Annotated in this window: 15 protein-coding genes and 1 tRNA gene; 12 read left to right on the top strand and 4 right to left on the bottom strand. The window is 39.5% G+C overall.

What is annotated here, in order from left to right:
• Positions 1-25: 25 nt before the first annotated feature.
• Genes R2Q78_RS01490 through R2Q78_RS01520 form a run of 7 tightly spaced genes read left to right on the top strand, consistent with a single transcriptional unit; the run spans position 26 to position 13086 of the window.
• Positions 26-493 carry a CHRD domain-containing protein gene (locus tag R2Q78_RS01490; RefSeq protein ID WP_316788218.1) on the top strand — a complete coding sequence of 156 codons (468 nt, stop codon included), beginning with the start codon at positions 26-28 and terminating at the stop codon, positions 491-493.
• A 31-nt stretch (positions 494-524) separates the two neighbouring features.
• Entirely contained in the window at positions 525-3383 is a 2859-nt protein-coding gene (locus tag R2Q78_RS01495; protein ID WP_316788220.1) for a SusC/RagA family TonB-linked outer membrane protein, read from the top strand.
• 10 nt (positions 3384-3393) lie between these two features.
• Positions 3394-5142, top strand: a complete 1749-nt coding sequence (locus tag R2Q78_RS01500; protein ID WP_316788222.1) for a RagB/SusD family nutrient uptake outer membrane protein — start codon at positions 3394-3396, stop codon at positions 5140-5142.
• Positions 5143-5160: 18 nt separating this feature from the next.
• A complete protein-coding gene (locus R2Q78_RS01505) occupies positions 5161-8256 on the top strand; it encodes a TonB-dependent receptor (RefSeq protein ID WP_316788224.1) in 3096 nt (1031 codons plus the stop codon).
• Positions 8257-8304: 48 nt separating this feature from the next.
• Positions 8305-10083, top strand: coding sequence for a RagB/SusD family nutrient uptake outer membrane protein (locus R2Q78_RS01510; RefSeq protein WP_316788226.1), 1779 nt, complete (start codon positions 8305-8307; stop codon positions 10081-10083).
• A 51-nt stretch (positions 10084-10134) separates the two neighbouring features.
• Positions 10135-11541: a hypothetical protein gene (locus R2Q78_RS01515; RefSeq protein ID WP_316788228.1), complete on the top strand. Its 1407-nt coding sequence runs from the start codon at positions 10135-10137 to the stop codon at positions 11539-11541.
• Positions 11542-11598: 57 nt separating this feature from the next.
• A complete protein-coding gene (locus R2Q78_RS01520; RefSeq protein WP_316788230.1) occupies positions 11599-13086 on the top strand; it encodes an alpha-L-fucosidase in 1488 nt (495 codons plus the stop codon).
• 31 nt (positions 13087-13117) lie between these two features.
• Here R2Q78_RS01520 and R2Q78_RS01525 read toward each other — a convergent pair whose 3' ends face one another.
• Entirely contained in the window at positions 13118-13504 is a 387-nt protein-coding gene (locus tag R2Q78_RS01525) for a hypothetical protein (protein ID WP_316788232.1), read from the bottom strand.
• Positions 13505-13594: 90 nt separating this feature from the next.
• Between R2Q78_RS01525 and R2Q78_RS01530 the strand changes: the two genes are divergently transcribed.
• The gene (locus R2Q78_RS01530; RefSeq protein ID WP_316788234.1) at positions 13595-14074 is read left to right on the top strand and encodes a low affinity iron permease family protein; all 480 of its coding nucleotides are present in this window, start codon (positions 13595-13597) and stop codon (positions 14072-14074) included.
• Between the two features lie 158 nt (positions 14075-14232).
• On the opposite strand, the gene R2Q78_RS01535 is transcribed toward R2Q78_RS01530, so the two are convergent.
• Entirely contained in the window at positions 14233-15075 is an 843-nt protein-coding gene (locus R2Q78_RS01535; protein WP_316788236.1) for a VOC family protein, read from the bottom strand.
• A 166-nt stretch (positions 15076-15241) separates the two neighbouring features.
• Here R2Q78_RS01535 and R2Q78_RS01540 point away from each other — a divergent pair, with 166 nt between their 5' ends.
• The 3 genes from R2Q78_RS01540 to R2Q78_RS01550 all read left to right on the top strand — a co-directional run bounded on the left by R2Q78_RS01540 (position 15242) and on the right by R2Q78_RS01550 (position 18786).
• Positions 15242-15802: a hypothetical protein gene (locus tag R2Q78_RS01540; RefSeq protein ID WP_316788237.1), complete on the top strand. Its 561-nt coding sequence runs from the start codon at positions 15242-15244 to the stop codon at positions 15800-15802.
• A gap of 19 nt (positions 15803-15821) precedes the next feature.
• Positions 15822-17984: a cation:proton antiporter gene (locus R2Q78_RS01545; protein WP_316788239.1), complete on the top strand. Its 2163-nt coding sequence runs from the start codon at positions 15822-15824 to the stop codon at positions 17982-17984.
• Between the two features lie 250 nt (positions 17985-18234).
• Positions 18235-18786, top strand: a complete 552-nt coding sequence (locus R2Q78_RS01550; RefSeq protein WP_316788241.1) for a hypothetical protein — start codon at positions 18235-18237, stop codon at positions 18784-18786.
• 6 nt (positions 18787-18792) lie between these two features.
• On the opposite strand, the gene R2Q78_RS01555 is transcribed toward R2Q78_RS01550, so the two are convergent.
• Positions 18793-19083 (bottom strand): hypothetical protein, encoded by a 291-nt coding sequence (locus R2Q78_RS01555; RefSeq protein WP_316788243.1) that lies wholly within the window; start codon positions 19081-19083, stop codon positions 18793-18795.
• Positions 19084-19165: 82 nt separating this feature from the next.
• On the opposite strand from R2Q78_RS01555, the gene R2Q78_RS01560 reads away from it, so the two are divergent.
• Positions 19166-19621, top strand: coding sequence for a hypothetical protein (locus R2Q78_RS01560; RefSeq protein ID WP_316788246.1), 456 nt, complete (start codon positions 19166-19168; stop codon positions 19619-19621).
• 96 nt (positions 19622-19717) lie between these two features.
• On the opposite strand, the gene R2Q78_RS01565 is transcribed toward R2Q78_RS01560, so the two are convergent.
• Positions 19718-19790: transfer RNA gene (locus R2Q78_RS01565), tRNA-Lys, on the bottom strand.
• Between the last annotated feature and the right edge of the window lie 58 nt (positions 19791-19848).

Here is a 19848-nt window from a genome sequence, read left to right on the forward strand (position 1 = left end):
CCTAACAATTAATCAAACCAATAAAATGAAAAGTACTAACATGAGTATAAAAAACATACTTGTTGTCGTGATCATGCTTTCTTTAATTTCATGCAAGAAGGATGTATTTAAATCAGACATTTTTATAAAAAAAGAGTGGAAAATCGACTTAACCACTACTAATGTAATTCCGGCCATATCAGGCGGAACGGATCATGCTGTAGCCATTCTTTACCTGATGGATAATAAGCAATTGTCTTACAACGTCTATTTTGATAAACCTTTTGAAAATGGTGATAATGCCATTTCAGCAAAATTATATACTGGAAGTCCTACCGAAAATGGCACACTATTGCTCGATTTGAAAAATGGTTCATTCAATGCTCAGCGTGAAATAAATGGTATTCTCAATCTGGATGATGTGATCATACAAAAACTACAAAACGAATCCGTTTACATGCAGGTAACGTCTAGTCAAAAAACTGATGGACTGGTGCGTGGACAACTTCGATAATTATTAGTGTATTACAGCTAAAAGAAAAAAAATGATTAAAAATAATACATCAACTAAAGCTAGTGCATTTACGCAGCTACTGAAGCGGGGATTAACATACAGTTTCGTTTGCGCTATAGTGCCTGTATACAGTATTGCCCAGCAAAAGTTCCCGACTACAGCTGACAGTTTATCGGCAGATAAAATGGATGGCAAACTTCCTTATATAAAAAGAGGCGTTAACGTTTGGAATGGAGTAATCTCCCGTGAGGCAAATCTGGGAGGTACCTCAACCATATATTCAGAGAGTATAAGTACTACACCCGTTGCAGATATTACCAATGTCATGGCAGGAAGGTTACCTGGTTTGTATACACTACAATCCTCAGCTGCGCCAGGTAATGATGCGGCTAGTTTCGGCCTGAGAGGAAAAACGCCTTTAATTGTAATTGACGGTGTCATCAGATCTTTCACAAGTTTTAATCCAAATGACATCAAAAGCATTACGGTAATGAAGGATGCTTTGTCAACAGCAATGTTCGGATTAAGATCATCAAATGGCGTTGTTTACATCACAACCAAAGACAGGGCTGAAAATAAGCCGTTTGAATTGAATTTCACCGCGCAATATGGGAATTTGCAGCACTTAAATACGCCAAATTTTATCACTGGTGATAATTATGCGAAGCTTTATAATGAGGCCCAGAAAAATACCAGTCCAAATGCAATACCATTTTATGATGCTTCGACTATTGCGGCTTATCAAAATGGGACTAATAACAAATTTCTGCAGCCTAGCACCAACTGGTATGACCTGGTTTACAAAAAGCAAAGTAGCCAGCAACGTTACAATATCGATGTGATGGGCAATAGTAAAAGTTATAGATATTATGCAAGTATTGAAAACTTTAGTTCTAAGGGGAACTTCCTCACAGACGCAGATAATACCTATAACACCAATAATTTTTATAAAAGATATAATGTACGTGCAAATGCGCAGATGAATTTTAACGAGGATATTAGTTTATCCTTAAATGTATTTGGATCAGTAGAATCCAATAATCAACCTGGAGCTGGTTCTTCTAATATAATGAACAGTATTTATTCGACTTCACCGTTGGCTTATGCGCCAAAGAATGAAGATGGTACCTATGGTGGTTCAGCGACTATCTCAAACAACATACTTGGTTCTACGGTAAACAGAGGATACATTACTAGCAGTAATAGGACAGTAAATGTTGATGCTACATTATTGTATAAGCTTGATGACATTACAGAAGGGTTGTGGACACAGGGAACGCTTTCAATTAATAACTATTATGCGCAGACAACTTCTCGTGTGAAAACGTTTGCGGTTTTCTATCCAACCACTACCGGTTCGGGTACCACCTTTACAAAAGTAGGTAATGATGGAGTATTGGATGCTACGAATGGATCTTATTCAATTGACGGGCAGTTCAAACAGACTTACACGAACTTCCTGCTGGGCTATGATAAAGAATTTGATGACCATAGTATCAGCTTGCTGGCGAGCTACAATAATGATAATATATTAGAATCTTATACACAGTTAAACCGGATTTACCAAAATGCGGGGCTGACAGCAAGGTATAATTATAAAGGAAAATACCTTGCCGAAGCGGTAGGCAATTTTAGTGCTTTCAATAGGTACGCGCCTGGCAACCGTTGGGGTTTTTTACCTTCATTCGGACTTGGCTGGGTAGTCAGTTCCGAAGATTGGTTTAAATCCGGAGCGATTAGTTTTCTTAAACTACGCGGGACATTAGGTCAGACTGCCTGGGGAGCTCCCGGATATTATAACTATTTACAAACTTATACTATAGGTAGTACTGGTTATGTTTTTGGTACAGGTTTAGGCAGCGTAAGCGGCATATCTGAAAATAGTGTGGCCGCTCTTGGTCAGACCTGGGAGAAAGCATGGAAATACGATGTTGGTCTTGAAGCTGGATTCTTCAATAATAAATTAAATAGTTCATTCACTTACTACAGCAACAGATATTACGATTTATTGCAGGAAAAAGGGGGTGGCTATAGCTCCGCAATATTTGGACAGACTTATCCTAATGAAAATATTGGAAAACAAAGCTTTTCTGGTTTTGAAGCTACTTTAAATTATGCAGATAAAGCTAATGGAGCCAAGTTTGGCTATGAACTTGGTGCCAATGTATCTATAGAACAATCTAAGATCATAGACAATGATGAACCTACTTTACCATATAGCTGGTTGTATAAGAAGGGATCTCCGGTTACACAGACCAGGGGTTATGAAGCCATTGGTTTTTATAAACAAGGAGAAAACTCGGGTAATACTCCAAGCATCCTGGGGTATAATCCACAGCCTGGCGACCTTAAATACAAAGATCTGAATAATGACGGTGTTATTAATTTCCTTGATCAAAAACTCATCAATAGTACCAAACCACGTATTTACTTTGGCTTTAACTTCGGTTTCAACTATAAGAATTTCGATCTGACGGGTTTATTGCAAGGTATCGTAAACAGACAGGTTACCCTTAGTCCATCATCTATGTCCGCTTTTTCAAATGGTACAGGATATGTGCTCGACTATAGCACGGAAAATCGCTGGACTACTGAAAATAATGTTGATGCCACTCTTCCCAGGCTGACTTTGGGAGGAAATACCAACAATACTCAAACTTCTACTTTTTGGATTAAGGACGCAGATTATTTGAGACTGAAGAATTTAGAACTGGGATATAGTTTCCCTGCTAAACTGCTCGGTAAAGCAAAAATTAACAAATTAAGACTCTTTGTTAATGCCTACAACCTGTTTACTGTTACTGATCTCGATTATTTCGATCCCGAATCTCAGCTATCTGGTTTTTCGAATCAACGCATCATTAACGGTGGTATTTCCTTAAGACTTTAATCAAAATAAGATGATGAAAAGATATTATATTTTAATTGTTGCAGCACTGATGTTTACGGCAACAGGTTGTAAAAAGATGATAGAAGATGGACCCCTTGAGTTTATTGATGAGGACAGAATCTTTAATCCTGCAGATTCCCTGGGAACTTATTCTGACCAATACCTAAACAACATTTACTCAGGTCTTCCAAAAGGTTTCAACCGTATTGGAAATAACATCCTTGATGCAGGGTCTGATGATGCTGTGCCAAATAACATTCTGGACAATGTTCAGTATTTCTCAACAGGAGCCATCAATTCTACAATACTCCCTGAGAATGCATGGGATGCCAATTACAGCAATATCAGAAAAGTAAATATTTTCTTGAGCAAGGTAGACAGGGTAAATCTGAAAGCCAGTCTAAAAGGATATAAAGAGCGTTGGAAAGCAGAAGCAAGAGCCTTACGTGCTATGTTTTACTTTGAACTGCTTAAAAGATGGAGCGGAGTGCCTTTAATTGGTGATAAGGTATTTGCTGTGAATGAAAAAATTCAGGTGCCAAGAAACTCTTACCAGGAATGTGTTACTTATATTACTTCGGAGCTGGATGCCGTGATGCCACTTTTATTGGCACCAAATGCCACCGGAACATTTTCGGCTACCTTTTATGGTCGTTTTAGCAGAGGAGCTGCAATGGCTTTAAAAGCAAAGGTATTGTTATACGCAGCAAGCCCTTTAAACAATCCGAATAATGACCTGTCAAAATGGGCTGCAGCAGCAAAGGCTGCGAAAGATATCATAGACAGTGTAGCGGCCAATAAATTTACTTATAAGCTAAATGACGCAGCTACAACAGCCCATTACAGCACAACTACATTGGCAGGGATCACAACTTCAGCTAATCTGAGTACTTATGTAACTTCAGTTAATAAATTCCTTAGTATTTTTTCTACTGCGAATAACAACGAGATCATTCTGCCTTATATGAGTACCACCAACCAGACTGTGGAAAGTGCCAATGATCCTATAGGTTATGCCAGAAGCGGTTCCGGGAAAACCAATCCTACGCAGGAACTGGTCAATGCTTTCGAAATGTACAGTGGAAAGACAATATCAGAGTCGGGTACTGATTACAACAGCAATACACCATATTATAACAGAGATCCACGTTTGGTAGGCACAGTTATGTTTGACGGACTTTATTGGCTTACCCGTAAGGTGCAAACCTACGACGGAGGTTTGGATCGTCCTTTAGGCTTTGGCAATACCAACAACGGTGAGACGCGTACGGGTTATTATATGCGCAAATTTATGACCAGCAATGCAAGTGCTACAAGTTTTGCCAATACTAATCATGTGTTTCCGATCATTAGATACGCGGAAGTTTTGCTGAATTATGCCGAAGCACAGAACGAAGCGGTTGGGGCAGATGCATCAGTCTACAAAGCGATCAATGACATCAGGGCCAGGGTAAATATGCCAGCATTGCCGGCAGGACTCACCCCAGCGGCCATGAAGGAGCGAATCCGAAATGAAAGAAGGGTTGAAATGGCTTTTGAAGAACAGCGTTTTTGGGATATCAGAAGGTGGGAAATTGCCGGTACGGTACTCAATGGAACATTAAATGGGGTTAAAGGCACATTATCAGGAACAACAGTTACTTACACCACGGTACCTGTAGTACCAGTAAAATTTGATATTTCAAAGATGTACCTGTTTCCAATTCCATTTAACGAGGTAGTATCTAATCCGTCAATGACCCAAAATCCTAATTGGTAACGATTTAAGAAATTAAATATGAAAAAAATTATATACATGGTGGTCTTGACCCTTATTGCATGCTCATATGCAATGGGGCAGTCCAGCCGAACAATAACCGGTACTGTTTCTGATAAAGCAGGACCGATACCAGGGGTATCTATTTTTGAAAAAGATCAGAATACCAACGGTACAACGTCAGATAACAGAGGCAATTTTAAAATAACCTTGAGGAGCAACAGTGAGATTCTGGTATTCAAACTGGTTGGTTATTTAAGCCAGGAGATTAGTCTGAAAGGTAAAACAAAGATCACCGTGACCATGGAGGATGATGTGAAAGGTCTGGAAGAAGTGGTCGTACTCGGCTTCGGTCAGAAAGCCTCGAAGATAACCAATACAGGAGCCACCAGTTCCATTACCGGTACTGAAATTAGGCAGAGTCCAAGTGCAAGTTTACAAAACTCATTGGCTGGGCGCTTACCGGGGTTCTTCTCACAACAACGTAGTGGTCAGCCCGGAAGAGATGGTGCTGCTTTCCAAATTCGTGGTGTCAGTACTTACGCAGGAGGTTCAAATCCATTGATCATTGTGGATGATATTGAGTTTACCATCGATCAGGTAAACCAGATTGATCCAAATGAAGTGGAAAGCGTAACGATACTGAAAGATGCCTCCACTACGGCGATCTATGGTGTAAGGGGAGCAAATGGAGTATTAATCGTGAGGACGAGGAGAGGTGATTCAGGTAAACCTTTATTATCTGTGCGTAGTGAGACAGGTATTCAGATGCCAACGCAAAGACCCAGGGTAAATGATGGTTATACTACGTTATCGTTATACAGGGAACGCCTGACCAATACATTTGTAGATCCAGCAACTGTTGCACCTCAATTCTTTTCCGGTAATAACCTGGAACATTACAGGTTAAATGATGATCCTTATAATTATCCAAACGTAAACTGGTGGGATGAAGTATTAAAAGATGTAAGCTTGCAGACCCGCGTCAATTTTGATATCAGCGGTGGTTCCAATATCGCTAAGTACTTTGTGTCTTTAGGTTACATAGATCAGGGAGGGATATTTAAAGATTTTTCAAAAGATCAGGGATATGAAACAAATTACTTTTACAATAGGTACAATTTCAGATCAAACGTAGATATCGATCCAACGAAAGATCTTCATATCCGTTTGGATTTATCAGGCAGGTTTGGGATCACGAATGAACCTTATGACAAGGCGTGGAATAACGGTGGTACTACTTTCCAGTATTTGTGGAATGGTGAGCTTTCCTCATTCAGTTTTCCCGTGTATACACCTGATGGACAGTTGGCCACCAGCAGTAATCCCAGTGGTATAAAACCTAGTCCGGTGGCAAACCTGAAGTATTCTGGTTATACGCGTTCTTATACCAATAACATCAACCTGGTTACGCAGGCAAAGCAAAAGCTGGATTTTATCACCCCTGGTTTATCCGCCAATGCGCTGGTTTCTTTTGCCAGTGATTATGGATTCAACAGAACATTGCGACGCAGTGGAAGTGGTACAAACCTGGAGATTCTTGCCTATGCATTTAATCCTACGACCAAAGCTTTTGAACCCTGGAATCCTAATGTTCCGAGAATGGGGTATCTAATCAGGGAGGGAGGAGCTACAGGTACCAGCAGATTGGTTAACCTGCAAGCCAGCTTGAACTATGCGCGGACTTTTGGTGATCATAATATAACGGCTTTGGCTCTTTTAAATCAGACCACAAGTTCTTCAAACGCGACTATACCTTCTAATATCCGCGGTATTGCCAGTAAACTGAACTATTCGTATAAAAATAAATATCTTTTTGATGTAAGTGCAGGTTATAATGGCTCAGATAAATTTGAATCCAGCAGAAAATACCAATTATTTCCGGCAGCAAGTATAGGCTGGAATATCAGTGAGGAACCGTTCTTTAAAAACAATATCAGTTTCATAGATTTCATGAAAATAAGAGCATCATACGGAATTACAGGTAATGAAAATATCGGTTCAAGTGTTTACTCTTATGTTAAAGCTTACGTGTATCCTTCCGGCAGGTCATATGTTTTTGGAGAAAGTCCAACTAGTTCAAACGGTATAGTAGAACCTACTCTGGCCAATACGGAAATTACATGGGAGGTTCAGAATGACGCCAATATTGGTTTAGAATTCAACATGTTCCAGTCGAAGCTTAAGATTGAAACAGATTTCTTCTATAAGAAGAGAAAAGACATCCTGACTACTCCCGGTACTTTGGCTGGAAGTTTTGGTGCCAGTGTACCACAGTATAACCTGGGTATAGTAAGCAACAAAGGGTACGAGGTGAATGTGACTTACCGTGATAAAATTAATTCGAATCTTTCTTTCTTTGGTAATGCCAATGTGACTTACGCACAAAATAAGGTATTGTACAGAAATGATCCGGACTATCTATATCCTTGGCAGGAAAGAACAGGCCGTCCAGTAGGCAGTGTGTTTCAATACACGAGTACTGGTTTTTATCAGAACCTTTCTGAACTTTATACCTTACCACGCATTACTGGCTCTACACCTTTGACGACATTGCAGCTGGGCTCATTGAAATTTGCAGATTTAAACGGAGATGGGGTGATAGACAATTATGATCAGGGATATATTGGCAACAATCAGCCAACGTATACCGCAGGTCTTAGCTTTGGCTTCTCTTATAAAGGGTTTGATATCAGTACCTTATTTCAGGGGTCATTTGATTATATCATCAACATTCAGCGGGGGATCATTGGATATCAGCGTCCAGACCGGCAATCCATACCTTACAACTTAGGCCGATGGACACCTTTAAATGCTCAAGACGCAGTATTCCCGGATTTATCGGGTTCCGCGCATAATACTGCTTTATCCTCATTCTGGTATAAAAGTGGCGATTACATACGCTGGAAAAATTTTGAGATAGGTTATAAACTGCCTTCAACCTTCTGTAAAAAATTAGGATTGAATAACATACGTGTCTATTCAAACGGCTACAATATGGGCTTGGTTTATACCGCTTTACCGGTATTTATAGATCCCGAATCTGCAGTAAGTTCATCTGCCGGTGAATATCCACAGCAACGTATAGTCAATTTTGGTATACAGGTGGGACTATAATTGAACTCTAATTATCACAATAGCTTCATCACTTCAAAAAATATAAAGATGAAAAATAAATATATACTGATTGTTTTATGCTGTGGCATTATGGCATTTCAATCTTGTAAAAAGGGAGGGTTTCTGGACCCTAAAGTAGAACCGCTTACTGAAGAAAAAGTATTTGCAGACAGTGCCAGCACGCTTGGATTCCTGTCGGATTTGTATGCATTCACAGGGATGGATATTGTTCCTTATGCGAGTACTTATTTCGGTACAATGAATGATAATTTTGAGACGCTGACTACCAATGTAGCTGCGGGGTATGGTTCCAGTCCACAGGCTACTTTTATTGGAGGAACGCAGACTCCGGATTCACATTACATGAATATTTTCTATACTACTTATTATAAGAAAATAAGAAATGCGAATATTTTCCTGAAAAATATCCCCAAGACACCTATATCCAACGGAAGAAAAACGCTGGCTATCGCCGAAGCAAAATTTTTAAGGGCCTGGTATTACTTTGCTTTGGTCAGACTTTATGGTGGAGTTCAACTAATGGGAGATGAAGCAATAGATGATTTGCCAGCTTATGAGTACAAGAGAAATACTTATAAAGAATGCGTTGATTACATTGTGAAAGAATTGGATGATGCCGCTGCCGTGTTGACGCCAGCATCCCAACTTGTCTCTGCAGACTATGGTCGGGCTACGTCAGGAGCTTGTAAGGCGCTTAAAGCAAGGGTATTGCTTACTGCAGCAAGTCCTTTGTTTAATGGAAGTCCGGCATCTACGATTGCCAATGTAGCTCCGCTGATAGCCTACTCTGTGACGAAGGACGAAACTTTATGGCAAAAAGCCGCTGATGCTTTAAAGCAGGTTGTAGATAATACAGACTATGCTTTAGTAGAAGACAATACCACAAAGCCAGGTTTTGGTTTTTACAATATGTTCATCAACGGACGGAAAAACACGGAATACATCTACGTGTATAACATCACTAATGGAAAGGCGCTGGAAACTCAGTGGCTTCCTCGAAGCAGGACTTCCGAGGCACTTACTTTTAGTAACCCTTCAGAAAATTTGGTAAATGCTTTTGGTATGAAGGATGGTAAAGCCATTACAGATGCAACTTCAGCCTATCCTTATAACAAGGAAAATCCTTATGTAAACCGTGATCCTCGTTTCAACTATTCTATCATTTTCAACCAGGCCCTGCTTTGCAACAGGACCACAACTGCAATGCAGCCAGTTGATATCTATTATACCGCAAATTCCAGTCCTACAGGTTCCCCAATACCTGCTGCCGACAGGATAGAACAGTATTATACCAGAACCGGTTATTATACACGTAAAATGTGCAATACTGAATCACCCTATGCCAGTTTATCTGTACAACGCGCATATCCAGTAATCCGGTTGGCAGAAATGATCCTGGGGTATGCAGAAGCCTTGAATGAGATGAACCAAACAGAGTTGGCTGTAACCTATATCAACATGATCAGAAAACGTGCAGGTATAGAGCCTGGATCTAATAACAGATATGGAATTGCGACGAATATTTCCAAAGATAATCTGCGGTCATTGATCCAAAATGAATACCGTATAGAGCTTTTTCAGGAAGGTCACTGGTATTATGATTGCCGCAGGTGGAAGATAGCCGAAGTAGTAGAAAACCAGACAGTAACCGGCACCAGCATTTTAAAGCAATTGGATGGAAAATTTGCTTATAGTTCCATTACTGTACTGTCTCCTGTTTTCAATAACAGAATGTATCTGGCACCATTGCCATTAGCTGAAGTTTTAAAAGGTAAAGGCACTTTAATTCAGAATCCCGGATGGTAATCTAAAAATGCAATCAATCAAATCTCAAACCTAATAAAAAACCAAAAAAACATGAAAAAAACAATCATCCCTATTCTTGCAGTTAATCTGATTTGCTGCGGTCTGTTTTTTACAGCATGTAAGAAACCTATTGCCAACCAGGAGGAAGCCTTGTCAAGAAAGCCGCCAGGTGAAAAAAGTACGCTGAGTTCACCGGTGACAAATAGCCGCAATCTGAATGTGATTTATTTTATTCCAAATGATAATCCAGCACTGGCTAATTATAAAACCAGGATCAGCGATCTGTTGTTCAATTTTCAGGACTTTGTGGCAGGGGAGATGGACCGCAATGGTTATGGTACAAAAACCTTCGGATTATCTATCAATGACACTACCGGAAATGTGAATATTATCACCATCATGGGGCAGTATGGGCAAGCCGACTATGGCTATTCGACCAGTGGAAGTACAGTACTCACAGAAGTGAATGCTTATAAAGCGACACATGCTTCAGAATTCAGCAGCCAACACAGTCTGATCATCATGCCTTTAAGAACAGATGGTGGCAGTACCCCTTTTTATGGGGTAGGGCGTAACTGTTTTGCCGTGGACTATAATGGACTTGACGTGGCCAATCTTGCAACAACAACGTCCAACCTGATGGCAGGTATGCTGCATGAACTGGGTCATGGACTTGGCTTACCGCACAACAAGCAGCGTGTTTCACAGGCCAGTACATTAGGTACTTCTTTGATGGGTGCAGGTAATACTACCTACGGTCGTTCAGCAACATTCCTGACAGAAGCAGATTGTGCAGTGCTGAATACTTGTGAGGTATTTCAGGCGAGCACATCTGCAACTTTTTACGGCGCTGTGACGACCACTTTAAAGACCTATGGTAATCCAAATCCTTATGATGGAAACATTTACGTAAGGGGTAAATTTACCAGCAGCAGTCCTGTGACAAATGTGCTTTATTTCCTTGATCCCAATGTAAACAATGAGGGAACAGGGGTGAATAAAGATTACAATGCCAATGCATTCAGGTCATCGGTAACACCTACCGACAGTTTCAATGTTGCTTTGCCGGTCAGCGATCTTCAGGTAAAAGGAAATACACCATACGAATTGAAAATTAAATTGGTTTGTGAGAACGGTACTGTAGTTACCTACACATATAACTTCAGTTTTGTAAGTGATGTACCTCAGTTTCCAAATTCAATACAGTTTTATCAGCATTGTAGTTATGGTGGCTGGACGGCAACATTGCCAATAGGTACCTATACGCAATCACAAATGGTTGCATTGGGACTGGTAAATAATGATCTGTCATCGTTTAAAATTCCTTATGGTTTGAAAGTAACCATTTATAAGGATGATAATTTTGGTGGTGCATCTGCGGTATATACCGGAGGTAACAGTTGTCTTGGCGGTGGATTTAATGATGCCGTTTCCTCAGTAAAAGTAGCTTATAACTAATCAATAATCATGAGGGGGGCTTTCGAGTCCCCTCATTTTAAACACACAAATAAACAAATGAAAAGATCAACTATGATTGTCTTGGGAATATTGTTCCTGGCGCAATCCACCGCTGTGTTAGGACAGCAAAAGAAAACTGAAAAAATAGAACTGAAATACGGCAGTCACCGCATAGGTAAGCGTGATGATGCAATTATGGAGAGATGGCGAAGCTATGGACTTGGACAGTTCATTCACTGGGGTTTATATGCGATCCCAGGTGGTGAATGGAATGGCAAACAGTACAATGGAGCCGCTGAATGGATCCGCTCCTGGAATGGAATTCCAAAATCTACCTATGATTCCCTGATCTATAAATTTGATCCAATAAAATTTGATGCTAAACAATGGGCTGCGGAAGCAAAGCAAATGGGAGCAAAGTATGTGATCTTTACGACTAAGCACCACGATGGCTTTTGCATGTGGCCAAGTAAATACACTAATTACACTATAAAAAATAGTCCTTTTAAAAAGGATGTAGTTAAAGAAGTCGTAGATGCATATGATTCACAGGGTATAGATGTTTATCTATATTTTTCTATTATCGACTGGAATCACCCTGGATACCAAGCAGGTAATGCGAAGCCAAATCCGTTTACCATAGAAAGCTGGAAAACCTATAATCCATTCTCATCAAAAGAGAAAAAAGATAAGTATGAAGAATTTAAAAAATTCACCAGGAACCAGTTGGTTGAATTGCTAACAAATTATCCCAAAGCAAAAGGTCTTTGGTTTGATGGTACATGGGATCCTGCCTGGATGAAGCAAGATGGTTTTACAGACAGCCTGGAAAAAGAATTAAGGGCATTACGTCCGGGTTTGATCATAGGAAGCAGGTTCAGAGCCGACGAGAATGGCAGCAGGCATTTTGATAGTAACGGCGATTTGATGGGCGATTATGAGCAAGGTTGGGAAAGAAAACTTCCGAATAAGATAGAGGATGTACATGGGAATGACTGGGACTGCGTAATGACTGTTCCTGAAAATCAGTGGGGATATAACAAAGCCTGGAAAGGGCACATAAAAACCAGTAATGAGCTGATTGAAATGACCGCAAAATCTGTATCATTAGGAGGTAACTTTGTACTGAACTTTGGACCTACAGGAGATGGATCAATCAGACCGGAGGAAAAGAAACTAGCTTCAGAGATCGGAAACTGGATGAAAACAAATGGAGAAGCAATCTATAGCAGTACCTATGCTGGTCTTGAAAAGCAAGATTGGGGTTATTTCACCAAAAAGAAAGGAGCGGATAAGATCAATATGATCATCTTCAATACGCCGGTTTCAGGAGCTTATAGGGTAAAATTGCCCGCCGGGACAGCTATTGCAAAATCATACCAATTGGCGAGCCCTTCTGAAACTTTGAAGGTCGAAGAAATTCATGCCAATGAATATTTCATCCATCTGAATAAAGCTATTGGAGCAACACCATTCGTTATTGTGCTGGAAACTACTAAAAAAGTGAGAAACGGGGATAATAACTACGAAAAAGCAAAAACATAAATTCTTATACAGGACGAATTCGATAAGTGCATTATATCTTGTTTCTATCCAATTCGTCCTGTTCTTTTTGAGCGATGATCTTTTCTTTTTTAAGATCTATACGGATCAAGTTGTAAATACTCATATAGACGTTTGCAATCCAGACGATTGAAAAGCCTGCAATGATATAACCTCTCCAGTCCTGATAAAGCAGGGTATATTTTGTCATGATCAATAGTAACACAGTTACATAATGACTAAAGCAATATTCACAGGTAAACAGATAAAAGAATTTCCTCTGCAGGATATTTCTGCAGCTTTTGGACCTTGAAATACAAAATTCACGGGGTTCTTTGAATACTTCTTCTTTGGTTATTGTCCAGGCCACACAGGCTACAGGCAAGGCAAGTATAAAAATCCAGTAAATTGGTGTTTCCATATGAGGTGATTTTATGAATAAACAAATCATTTCACATTTTGTTACTATCATTGTTGTAAAATAATGGAAACAACTAATTACCAATCTGTCATGAAAAACAAAAACGATAATTTTTTTGAAAAAGCATCAACTAAAATTACTACCTGGACCGGCAGTCCGGTAGCATTTTGTGTCGCATTTTGCATCGTCATTATATGGATCATTTCCGGGCCTGTATTCAACTATTCAGACACCTGGCAACTGGTGATCAATACCGGAACAACAATTATCACCTTTTTAATGGTTTTTCTGATTCAAAAATCGCAAAATAAGGATTCAAAAGCCATACAATTGAAACTCAATGAGCTGATCGCAGCTAGCAGACATGCCAGCAACAGGATGGTAGATATTGAAGATTTAAGTGAATCTGAGTTGGACGTACTGCATAAATATTATCAAAAGCTCTCTGACATAGCAGAAGAAGACCGTGACATTCATACATCACACTCTATTGATGCTGCGGTGCATCTTCAAAATATAAAACAGGCCAAAATATCAAGAAAGAAATCTGGAAACTCTGGTGATGAGTAAAAATAACCTCATTTATTTAGTTTATTACTAGCAGGTTAGTAGCTTACCAGGTAAATACAAGCTTATGATAAAGTTTATAAAGGGAGTATACACGGTAATTAACCGGGTATAAAGCGTGTATACTCCCTGTTTAATCCTTGTTTATACCAAACAAGGTATCAGGCATTTTCGAGATCGGCTAAGATCAGCTTTTTCATTTTCATTAACGCGCCCATGACGCGTTGTGCACGTTCAGGGTTCTTAACTAATTCCATAAGTGCCTTTGGGATGATCTGCCAGCTCAGGCCATATTTATCTACAAGCCATCCACATTGAATTTCCCGGCCGCCATTCGAAGTAAGCGTGTCCCAATATTTATCAATTTCTGCCTGATCCTCACATTCCACGACAAATGATATGGCATCATTAAAACCAAAGCCATGATCAAAGGAACTGTCCATTGCCATAGTAATGTAGTCCTTTATTTTAAACTGTCCGTGTTTTACATAATCTGTATTGTCACCTTCTCCTTCAGCATATTTCATGATTCCGGTTATTGCCGAGTTAGGATACAAGTCTGTGTAAAAATGCATTGCTTCGGCAGCTTTTCCCAACTGCTTGCCGGTGAACATCAGTGTAGGACAGAATTTTTGCGGTGTATCTGTTTTACTTCCAGTATACAGCTGCCATGAAACGCCAAATTTATCCTGTACCCAGCCATATTTTGGACTCCAGGGATAGCTTCCTAATTCCATCAGACTATTACCTCCCTCAATCATTTTATGCCAATACGTTTCTGTTTCTTCAGCTGTTTCGCTAATCACCATGAACGAAATTGATGGATTTGGTAATGAGGTCGGGCCGTCGTTCAATAACATGAATTTTTCGCCGCTTAATGAGATGCTAATTACAAAAGGAGAGGTTTGGGTAATTTTGCCATCGCCAAAAGTAGCAATGTAAAAATCTGCCGCTTCAGCAACTTTCCCTTTGAGGGTAAGACAAGGATAAATAGATGTTTTCATAATCTTAATTTTGTTTATCAAATTTACATTTACGGATAGAAAAATATACTGTGTCAACACGACAATAAATGGGCGAATTGCGACATTCGATTAATATTCCAACCTTAAAAAAGCATTTTTTTTGTAAGTTAGCGAGATTAGAAGCCAATTTTAACTCCAGATACCTATGAGGAAGATTTCAATTCTACTGCTCATTTTAATTGTTTTTTTACAAAGTTGCGGGCTGAATGAACGGGAAAAAAAGATCAAAGCGCAACAAGCGGAAATTGTAAAAAAGGAACAACAGCTCATTTTATGGGAACAACGGCTGAAAATGAAGGAACAGCAGCTGGAATATACAAAACAATCTCTCGATAGCGCTAAAAAACAGATAGATTCTGTTGGTGTAAAGAATCCTTTGATCATAGGAAAATGGGCTGTTAAGATGAGTTGTATTGAAACTACTTGTGAAGGTTCTGCCCTGGGAGATACAAAAACGGAGCAATGGAATTTTAGCTACAATGGCAATACTATTGTAGTTAAAGCATATTCAGGAAAAGTATTGACCCGCATTTATGTGGGCACTTATAAGGATAATGTGCTGCACATCATTGATGAACAGCAAAATTCTGGTGTTATGATCAGTGCAATACTGAAGATATCTAATGACCGGATGGACGGAAAAAGGGAAATCCTTCAAAAAGACTGTAAAATAGTGTACTCATTAACTGCAGAGAAGTTAAAATAACTTCGCAAACCAATTGCTTATGATATTATTATCTTCTTTAGATTTTACCTTACCACTGCATAATCCTGTTATTATCTTTTCTCTGGTGCTATTTATTATCTTATTTGCACCGATTATCTTTAATAAAATAAAGGTTCCTCATATTATAGGGCTAATCATAGCTGGAGTTCTTGTTGGTCCATATGGCTTAAACTTACTCAAAAGAGACAGCAGTATCGTGTTGTTTGGTACTGTAGGCTTACTTTATATCATGTTTTTGGCCGGATTAGAGATAGATTTGGCAGAGTTTAAAAAGAACCGAAAGCGCATTTTGGTATTTGGCATGCTTACCTTTATATTTCCTTTGACAGTAGGTACAATAGCCAGTTATTATGTACTGGGCTATAGCTTTTTATCTTCTTTACTGCTGGCAAGTATGTTTTCTACGCATACATTGGTTTCTTATCCAATAGCCAGTAAATATGGCGTGATCCGCAACAGGGCTATCAGTATGACAGTAGGCGGGACTATGATTACGGATATTCTTGCGTTGTTAATTCTGGCAGGTATCGCCGGAATGACAAAAGAAGGTGTATCCTCGGCCTTCTGGCTGCAATTGGGCTTGTCGACTATAGTTTTCGTCACCGTTGTTTTTGCGGTATTTCCCATTATTATACGCTGGTTTTTCAAGCATTATGACGATAGTATTTCGCAATATATTTTTGTGCTGGCTATGGTTTTTCTGGCATCTTTTTTAGCAGAAGCCGCTGGCATTGAAGCCATCATCGGAGCATTCTTTTCAGGACTGGTGCTGAATAAATTTGTGCCGCACAGTTCTCCGCTGATGAACAGGATAGACTTTGTTGGAAATGCATTGTTCATTCCTTTTTTTCTGATCAGTGTAGGTATGCTTGTTGATATTACGGTACTGGTTAAAGGTTGGGGTGCATTGAAAGTAGCAGGGGTCATTCTTTTTGTGGCATTGGCGACGAAATATCTTGCTGCCTGGCTTACGCAAAGGATCTTTAAGTTGACGGCCACTGAGGGGAAAATGATATTTGGTTTGAGTGCCTCACATGCCGCTGCAACATTGGCCATCATTTTGGTGGGATATAATATCATAACCGGGGAAACTGCTTCAGGAGAACCCATCAGACTTTTAAATGAGGATGTGCTTAACGGAACGATCATACTGATATTGGTAAGCTGTGGCGTAAGTTCATTTGTCGTAGAAGATGCATCGAAAAAAATGGCGCTTGATCAGGACCAGGAAGAAGCAAATGTGTCAGAAGAACAGGTGAATGAAAAGATATTGGTGTCGCTGGCTTATCCGGATATGGTGATCCAACTTGTGGATTTTGGTGTAATGCTGAAATCTAAAAAGGTAGATGCTCCGATTTACGGACTGAATGTGATCGACGATGAGGGAAACAATACGGTCGGGGCTTCTAGGAAAATTCTGGAAAAGGCTGTTTCACATGCAGTGGCTTCGGAGAATAATATCATTCCGGTTACAAGATATGATTCAAGTATCAGTAATGGGATTGTGTATACCATTAAAGAACACAATGTAAGTGATATTGTCATCGGGCTGCACAAAAAAGCGGATCAGCATACTTTTTTGGGAACTAAAGCGGAGAACATCATTAGACGAGTTCATGAAACGATCTATATTTATAGACCTACCCAGCCTCTGAATACCTTTAAGCGGATTGTAGTGGCTATACCACCTAAGGCGGAAACAGAGCCAGGCTTTCTTCACTGGCTGAGAAAGCTGATGATGATTGCAAAAGAAGCCGGTATAGCTATCAATTTTTATGGTACACCGGTTACCAATCACGCCATTGAAAAGATCATTGAGCGGTCTCCTGATGTGGTGAAAATAAACTTTAACGAGTTCAGTAACTGGGATGATTTCCTGATTTTCAGCAGGGAGTTAAAAGCAAATGATTTATTCATCATTATATCGTCGCGAAAAGGACACAATTCCCACATTCCTCAACTCAATAAATTGCCTTATTATTTGTCAAATTATTTTTTGAATCAAAGCCTGATTATTTTATATCCTAAGCAACTGGAGTCAGGGATCAACATGGGAGATATAGAACAGGCGGATAGTAATCTTATTGAAACAATTTCTGAGCAAATTGGAGCGATTGGTAAAGCCGGTAAGTATATAAAAGATCTTTTTACTAACAGATGATTTGATGGGGTAAATTTTAATAAAGACGTTTATGCCCGGGCTGTTAAGCTTTTCAAGACTGGTTCACCTTTAAAACAGTCTCATTTAAATGCATTTGCCAGGGTTAAAAAAGAAGATGAAAACCACTAATCAATATCGATTGTTTTGGGCTAAAAAGACCGGCAGAGCCGGGCTTTTTGTTGATTATAGGTTTTATCTTTTGGGTCTGGCACGAAAGTAGTACGTATGGTAACATACGTAATTTAAACAGATGAGCAGGATGAATATGAAGAAGGGATTTAGTCTGAGTAAAATAAAATCAGGTATTAAATCCGGGTTTAATGAACTTTCGAAAGGTGGGTTTGAACAAATCTTTAGCCATATAGACCAGTTAGGAATAAAAAAAGGTGTGGATACAATCGGTATCGATGGTTTTGTAAACCAATGTGCTTTAATGGCTGCAGGGTCTGGATTAATTACAGGAGCCGGGGGCATAAGTACGATGGCTATAGGCATTCCTCTGGATGTCATCAACCTAATTACTCAACAATTTAGGGTAACATTGGCGATATCTTATCATAATACAGGAAAATATAAAATCAGATTCGAGGATTTCTTTAAGATTGTTGCTTCTTCTGTTAAAGCCGATACCGGGCTTGCGATCAGCAAAAATATTATGGAAGAAGTGGCAGAGAAGATTATTCTCAATGTAGGTTCAAAGACCGCCCAGCGCTTAATCCCGATAGTAGGGGGAGCGATAGGCGGTACTGTCAATTATTTGTTTATTAAGGGAGTAGCAAAGGCACTCCAAAAAACGAATTAACTGATGCTATTGTTTGATAACTACTGAATGGGTGCCGTCTGGGTTTACGATGACACTTACTGCTCCATGATCAATTATTGTAGAGTGGGTGCCATTCGAATTGACAATGGTAGATATGTTACCATTTTTTACCGCAGTGGTTACGCCTCCCGAAGGAGTGATAATCGTTGTGATTCCGTCAGACTTTTGTAAGTTCGTTTTGATAATGCCTGCGGTTGCGCAGGTATCAGTTTTGAGCTGGGCTTGTGCAGCCAGACCTATTGGCAGGGCCAACAGGATCATGAAGATTTTTTTCATAATGAATCATTTGTGTGTGTAATTAAATTTACAGATAATTTTTATGATGAAGAAATAAAGTACCTGATTATATTCGCAGGATATGGATTTAAAAACGGCTGGCTTATTTGCCATATTGATTATGCTATTAGCGGGATGTGGTCAGACAGGTTCTAAGGGTGTCTCTAAAAACCCAATAACAAGGTATGTAGCGAATAACAATGGAGATACTGCCATTGCTACGATTGAAATGCTTTCACCGGCGACCTTCAAAGGCATACTGGAGATTCGTTACCGTGGCGCATATAAAGATTCAGGTAATATACGTGGTGTTGTGAGAGGAGATACCATGATCGGAGATTATAATTTTCAACATTATGGCTTACCGAAATGGGATAGAAATCCATTGACTTTACTCAAAAGAGCAGATAGACTGATCATGGGGGAAGGAATGGTAATGTATACTGTGGGCATTCCTCATTACAATCCAAATACTCCAATTAATTATGATGAAAGTAAAAGATTTGTATTTTTTAAGGACACCATATCCGCGAAATAGTCAGTTGCTTTTACTTTATGGAAGTGCGAATTGCAGCACAAGGATATGCCTATTGGTTCTAAACAAAAAAGCCTCAGATTTCTCTGAGGCTTTTTGTGATCCCGCTGGGATTCGAACCCAGGACCACTACATTAAAAGTGTAATGCTCTACCAGCTGAGCTACGGAATCATCTTCTGTTTGAAGAGGGTGCAAAGATAGAATTTTAAATTTATTTTGCTAAATAAAT

The organism is Pedobacter frigoris (assembly GCF_032678645.1).
Lineage (GTDB): Bacteria > Bacteroidota > Bacteroidia > Sphingobacteriales > Sphingobacteriaceae > Pedobacter > Pedobacter frigoris_A.

What these genes read in the sequence shown, in the direction of transcription:
- R2Q78_RS01490 (WP_316788218.1), top strand. Translation starts at nt 26, where the DNA reads ATGAAAAGTACTAACATGAGTATAAAAAACATACTTGTTGTCGTGATC.
- R2Q78_RS01495 (WP_316788220.1), top strand. Translation starts at nt 525, where the DNA reads ATGATTAAAAATAATACATCAACTAAAGCTAGTGCATTTACGCAGCTA.
- R2Q78_RS01500 (WP_316788222.1), top strand. Translation starts at nt 3,394, where the DNA reads ATGATGAAAAGATATTATATTTTAATTGTTGCAGCACTGATGTTTACG.
- R2Q78_RS01505 (WP_316788224.1), top strand. Translation starts at nt 5,161, where the DNA reads ATGAAAAAAATTATATACATGGTGGTCTTGACCCTTATTGCATGCTCA.
- R2Q78_RS01510 (WP_316788226.1), top strand. Translation starts at nt 8,305, where the DNA reads ATGAAAAATAAATATATACTGATTGTTTTATGCTGTGGCATTATGGCA.
- R2Q78_RS01515 (WP_316788228.1), top strand. Translation starts at nt 10,135, where the DNA reads ATGAAAAAAACAATCATCCCTATTCTTGCAGTTAATCTGATTTGCTGC.
- R2Q78_RS01520 (WP_316788230.1), top strand. Translation starts at nt 11,599, where the DNA reads ATGAAAAGATCAACTATGATTGTCTTGGGAATATTGTTCCTGGCGCAA.
- R2Q78_RS01525 (WP_316788232.1), bottom strand. Translation starts at nt 13,504, where the DNA reads ATGGAAACACCAATTTACTGGATTTTTATACTTGCCTTGCCTGTAGCC.
- R2Q78_RS01530 (WP_316788234.1), top strand. Translation starts at nt 13,595, where the DNA reads ATGAAAAACAAAAACGATAATTTTTTTGAAAAAGCATCAACTAAAATT.
- R2Q78_RS01535 (WP_316788236.1), bottom strand. Translation starts at nt 15,075, where the DNA reads ATGAAAACATCTATTTATCCTTGTCTTACCCTCAAAGGGAAAGTTGCT.
- R2Q78_RS01540 (WP_316788237.1), top strand. Translation starts at nt 15,242, where the DNA reads ATGAGGAAGATTTCAATTCTACTGCTCATTTTAATTGTTTTTTTACAA.
- R2Q78_RS01545 (WP_316788239.1), top strand. Translation starts at nt 15,822, where the DNA reads ATGATATTATTATCTTCTTTAGATTTTACCTTACCACTGCATAATCCT.
- R2Q78_RS01550 (WP_316788241.1), top strand. Translation starts at nt 18,235, where the DNA reads ATGAGCAGGATGAATATGAAGAAGGGATTTAGTCTGAGTAAAATAAAA.
- R2Q78_RS01555 (WP_316788243.1), bottom strand. Translation starts at nt 19,083, where the DNA reads ATGAAAAAAATCTTCATGATCCTGTTGGCCCTGCCAATAGGTCTGGCT.
- R2Q78_RS01560 (WP_316788246.1), top strand. Translation starts at nt 19,166, where the DNA reads ATGGATTTAAAAACGGCTGGCTTATTTGCCATATTGATTATGCTATTA.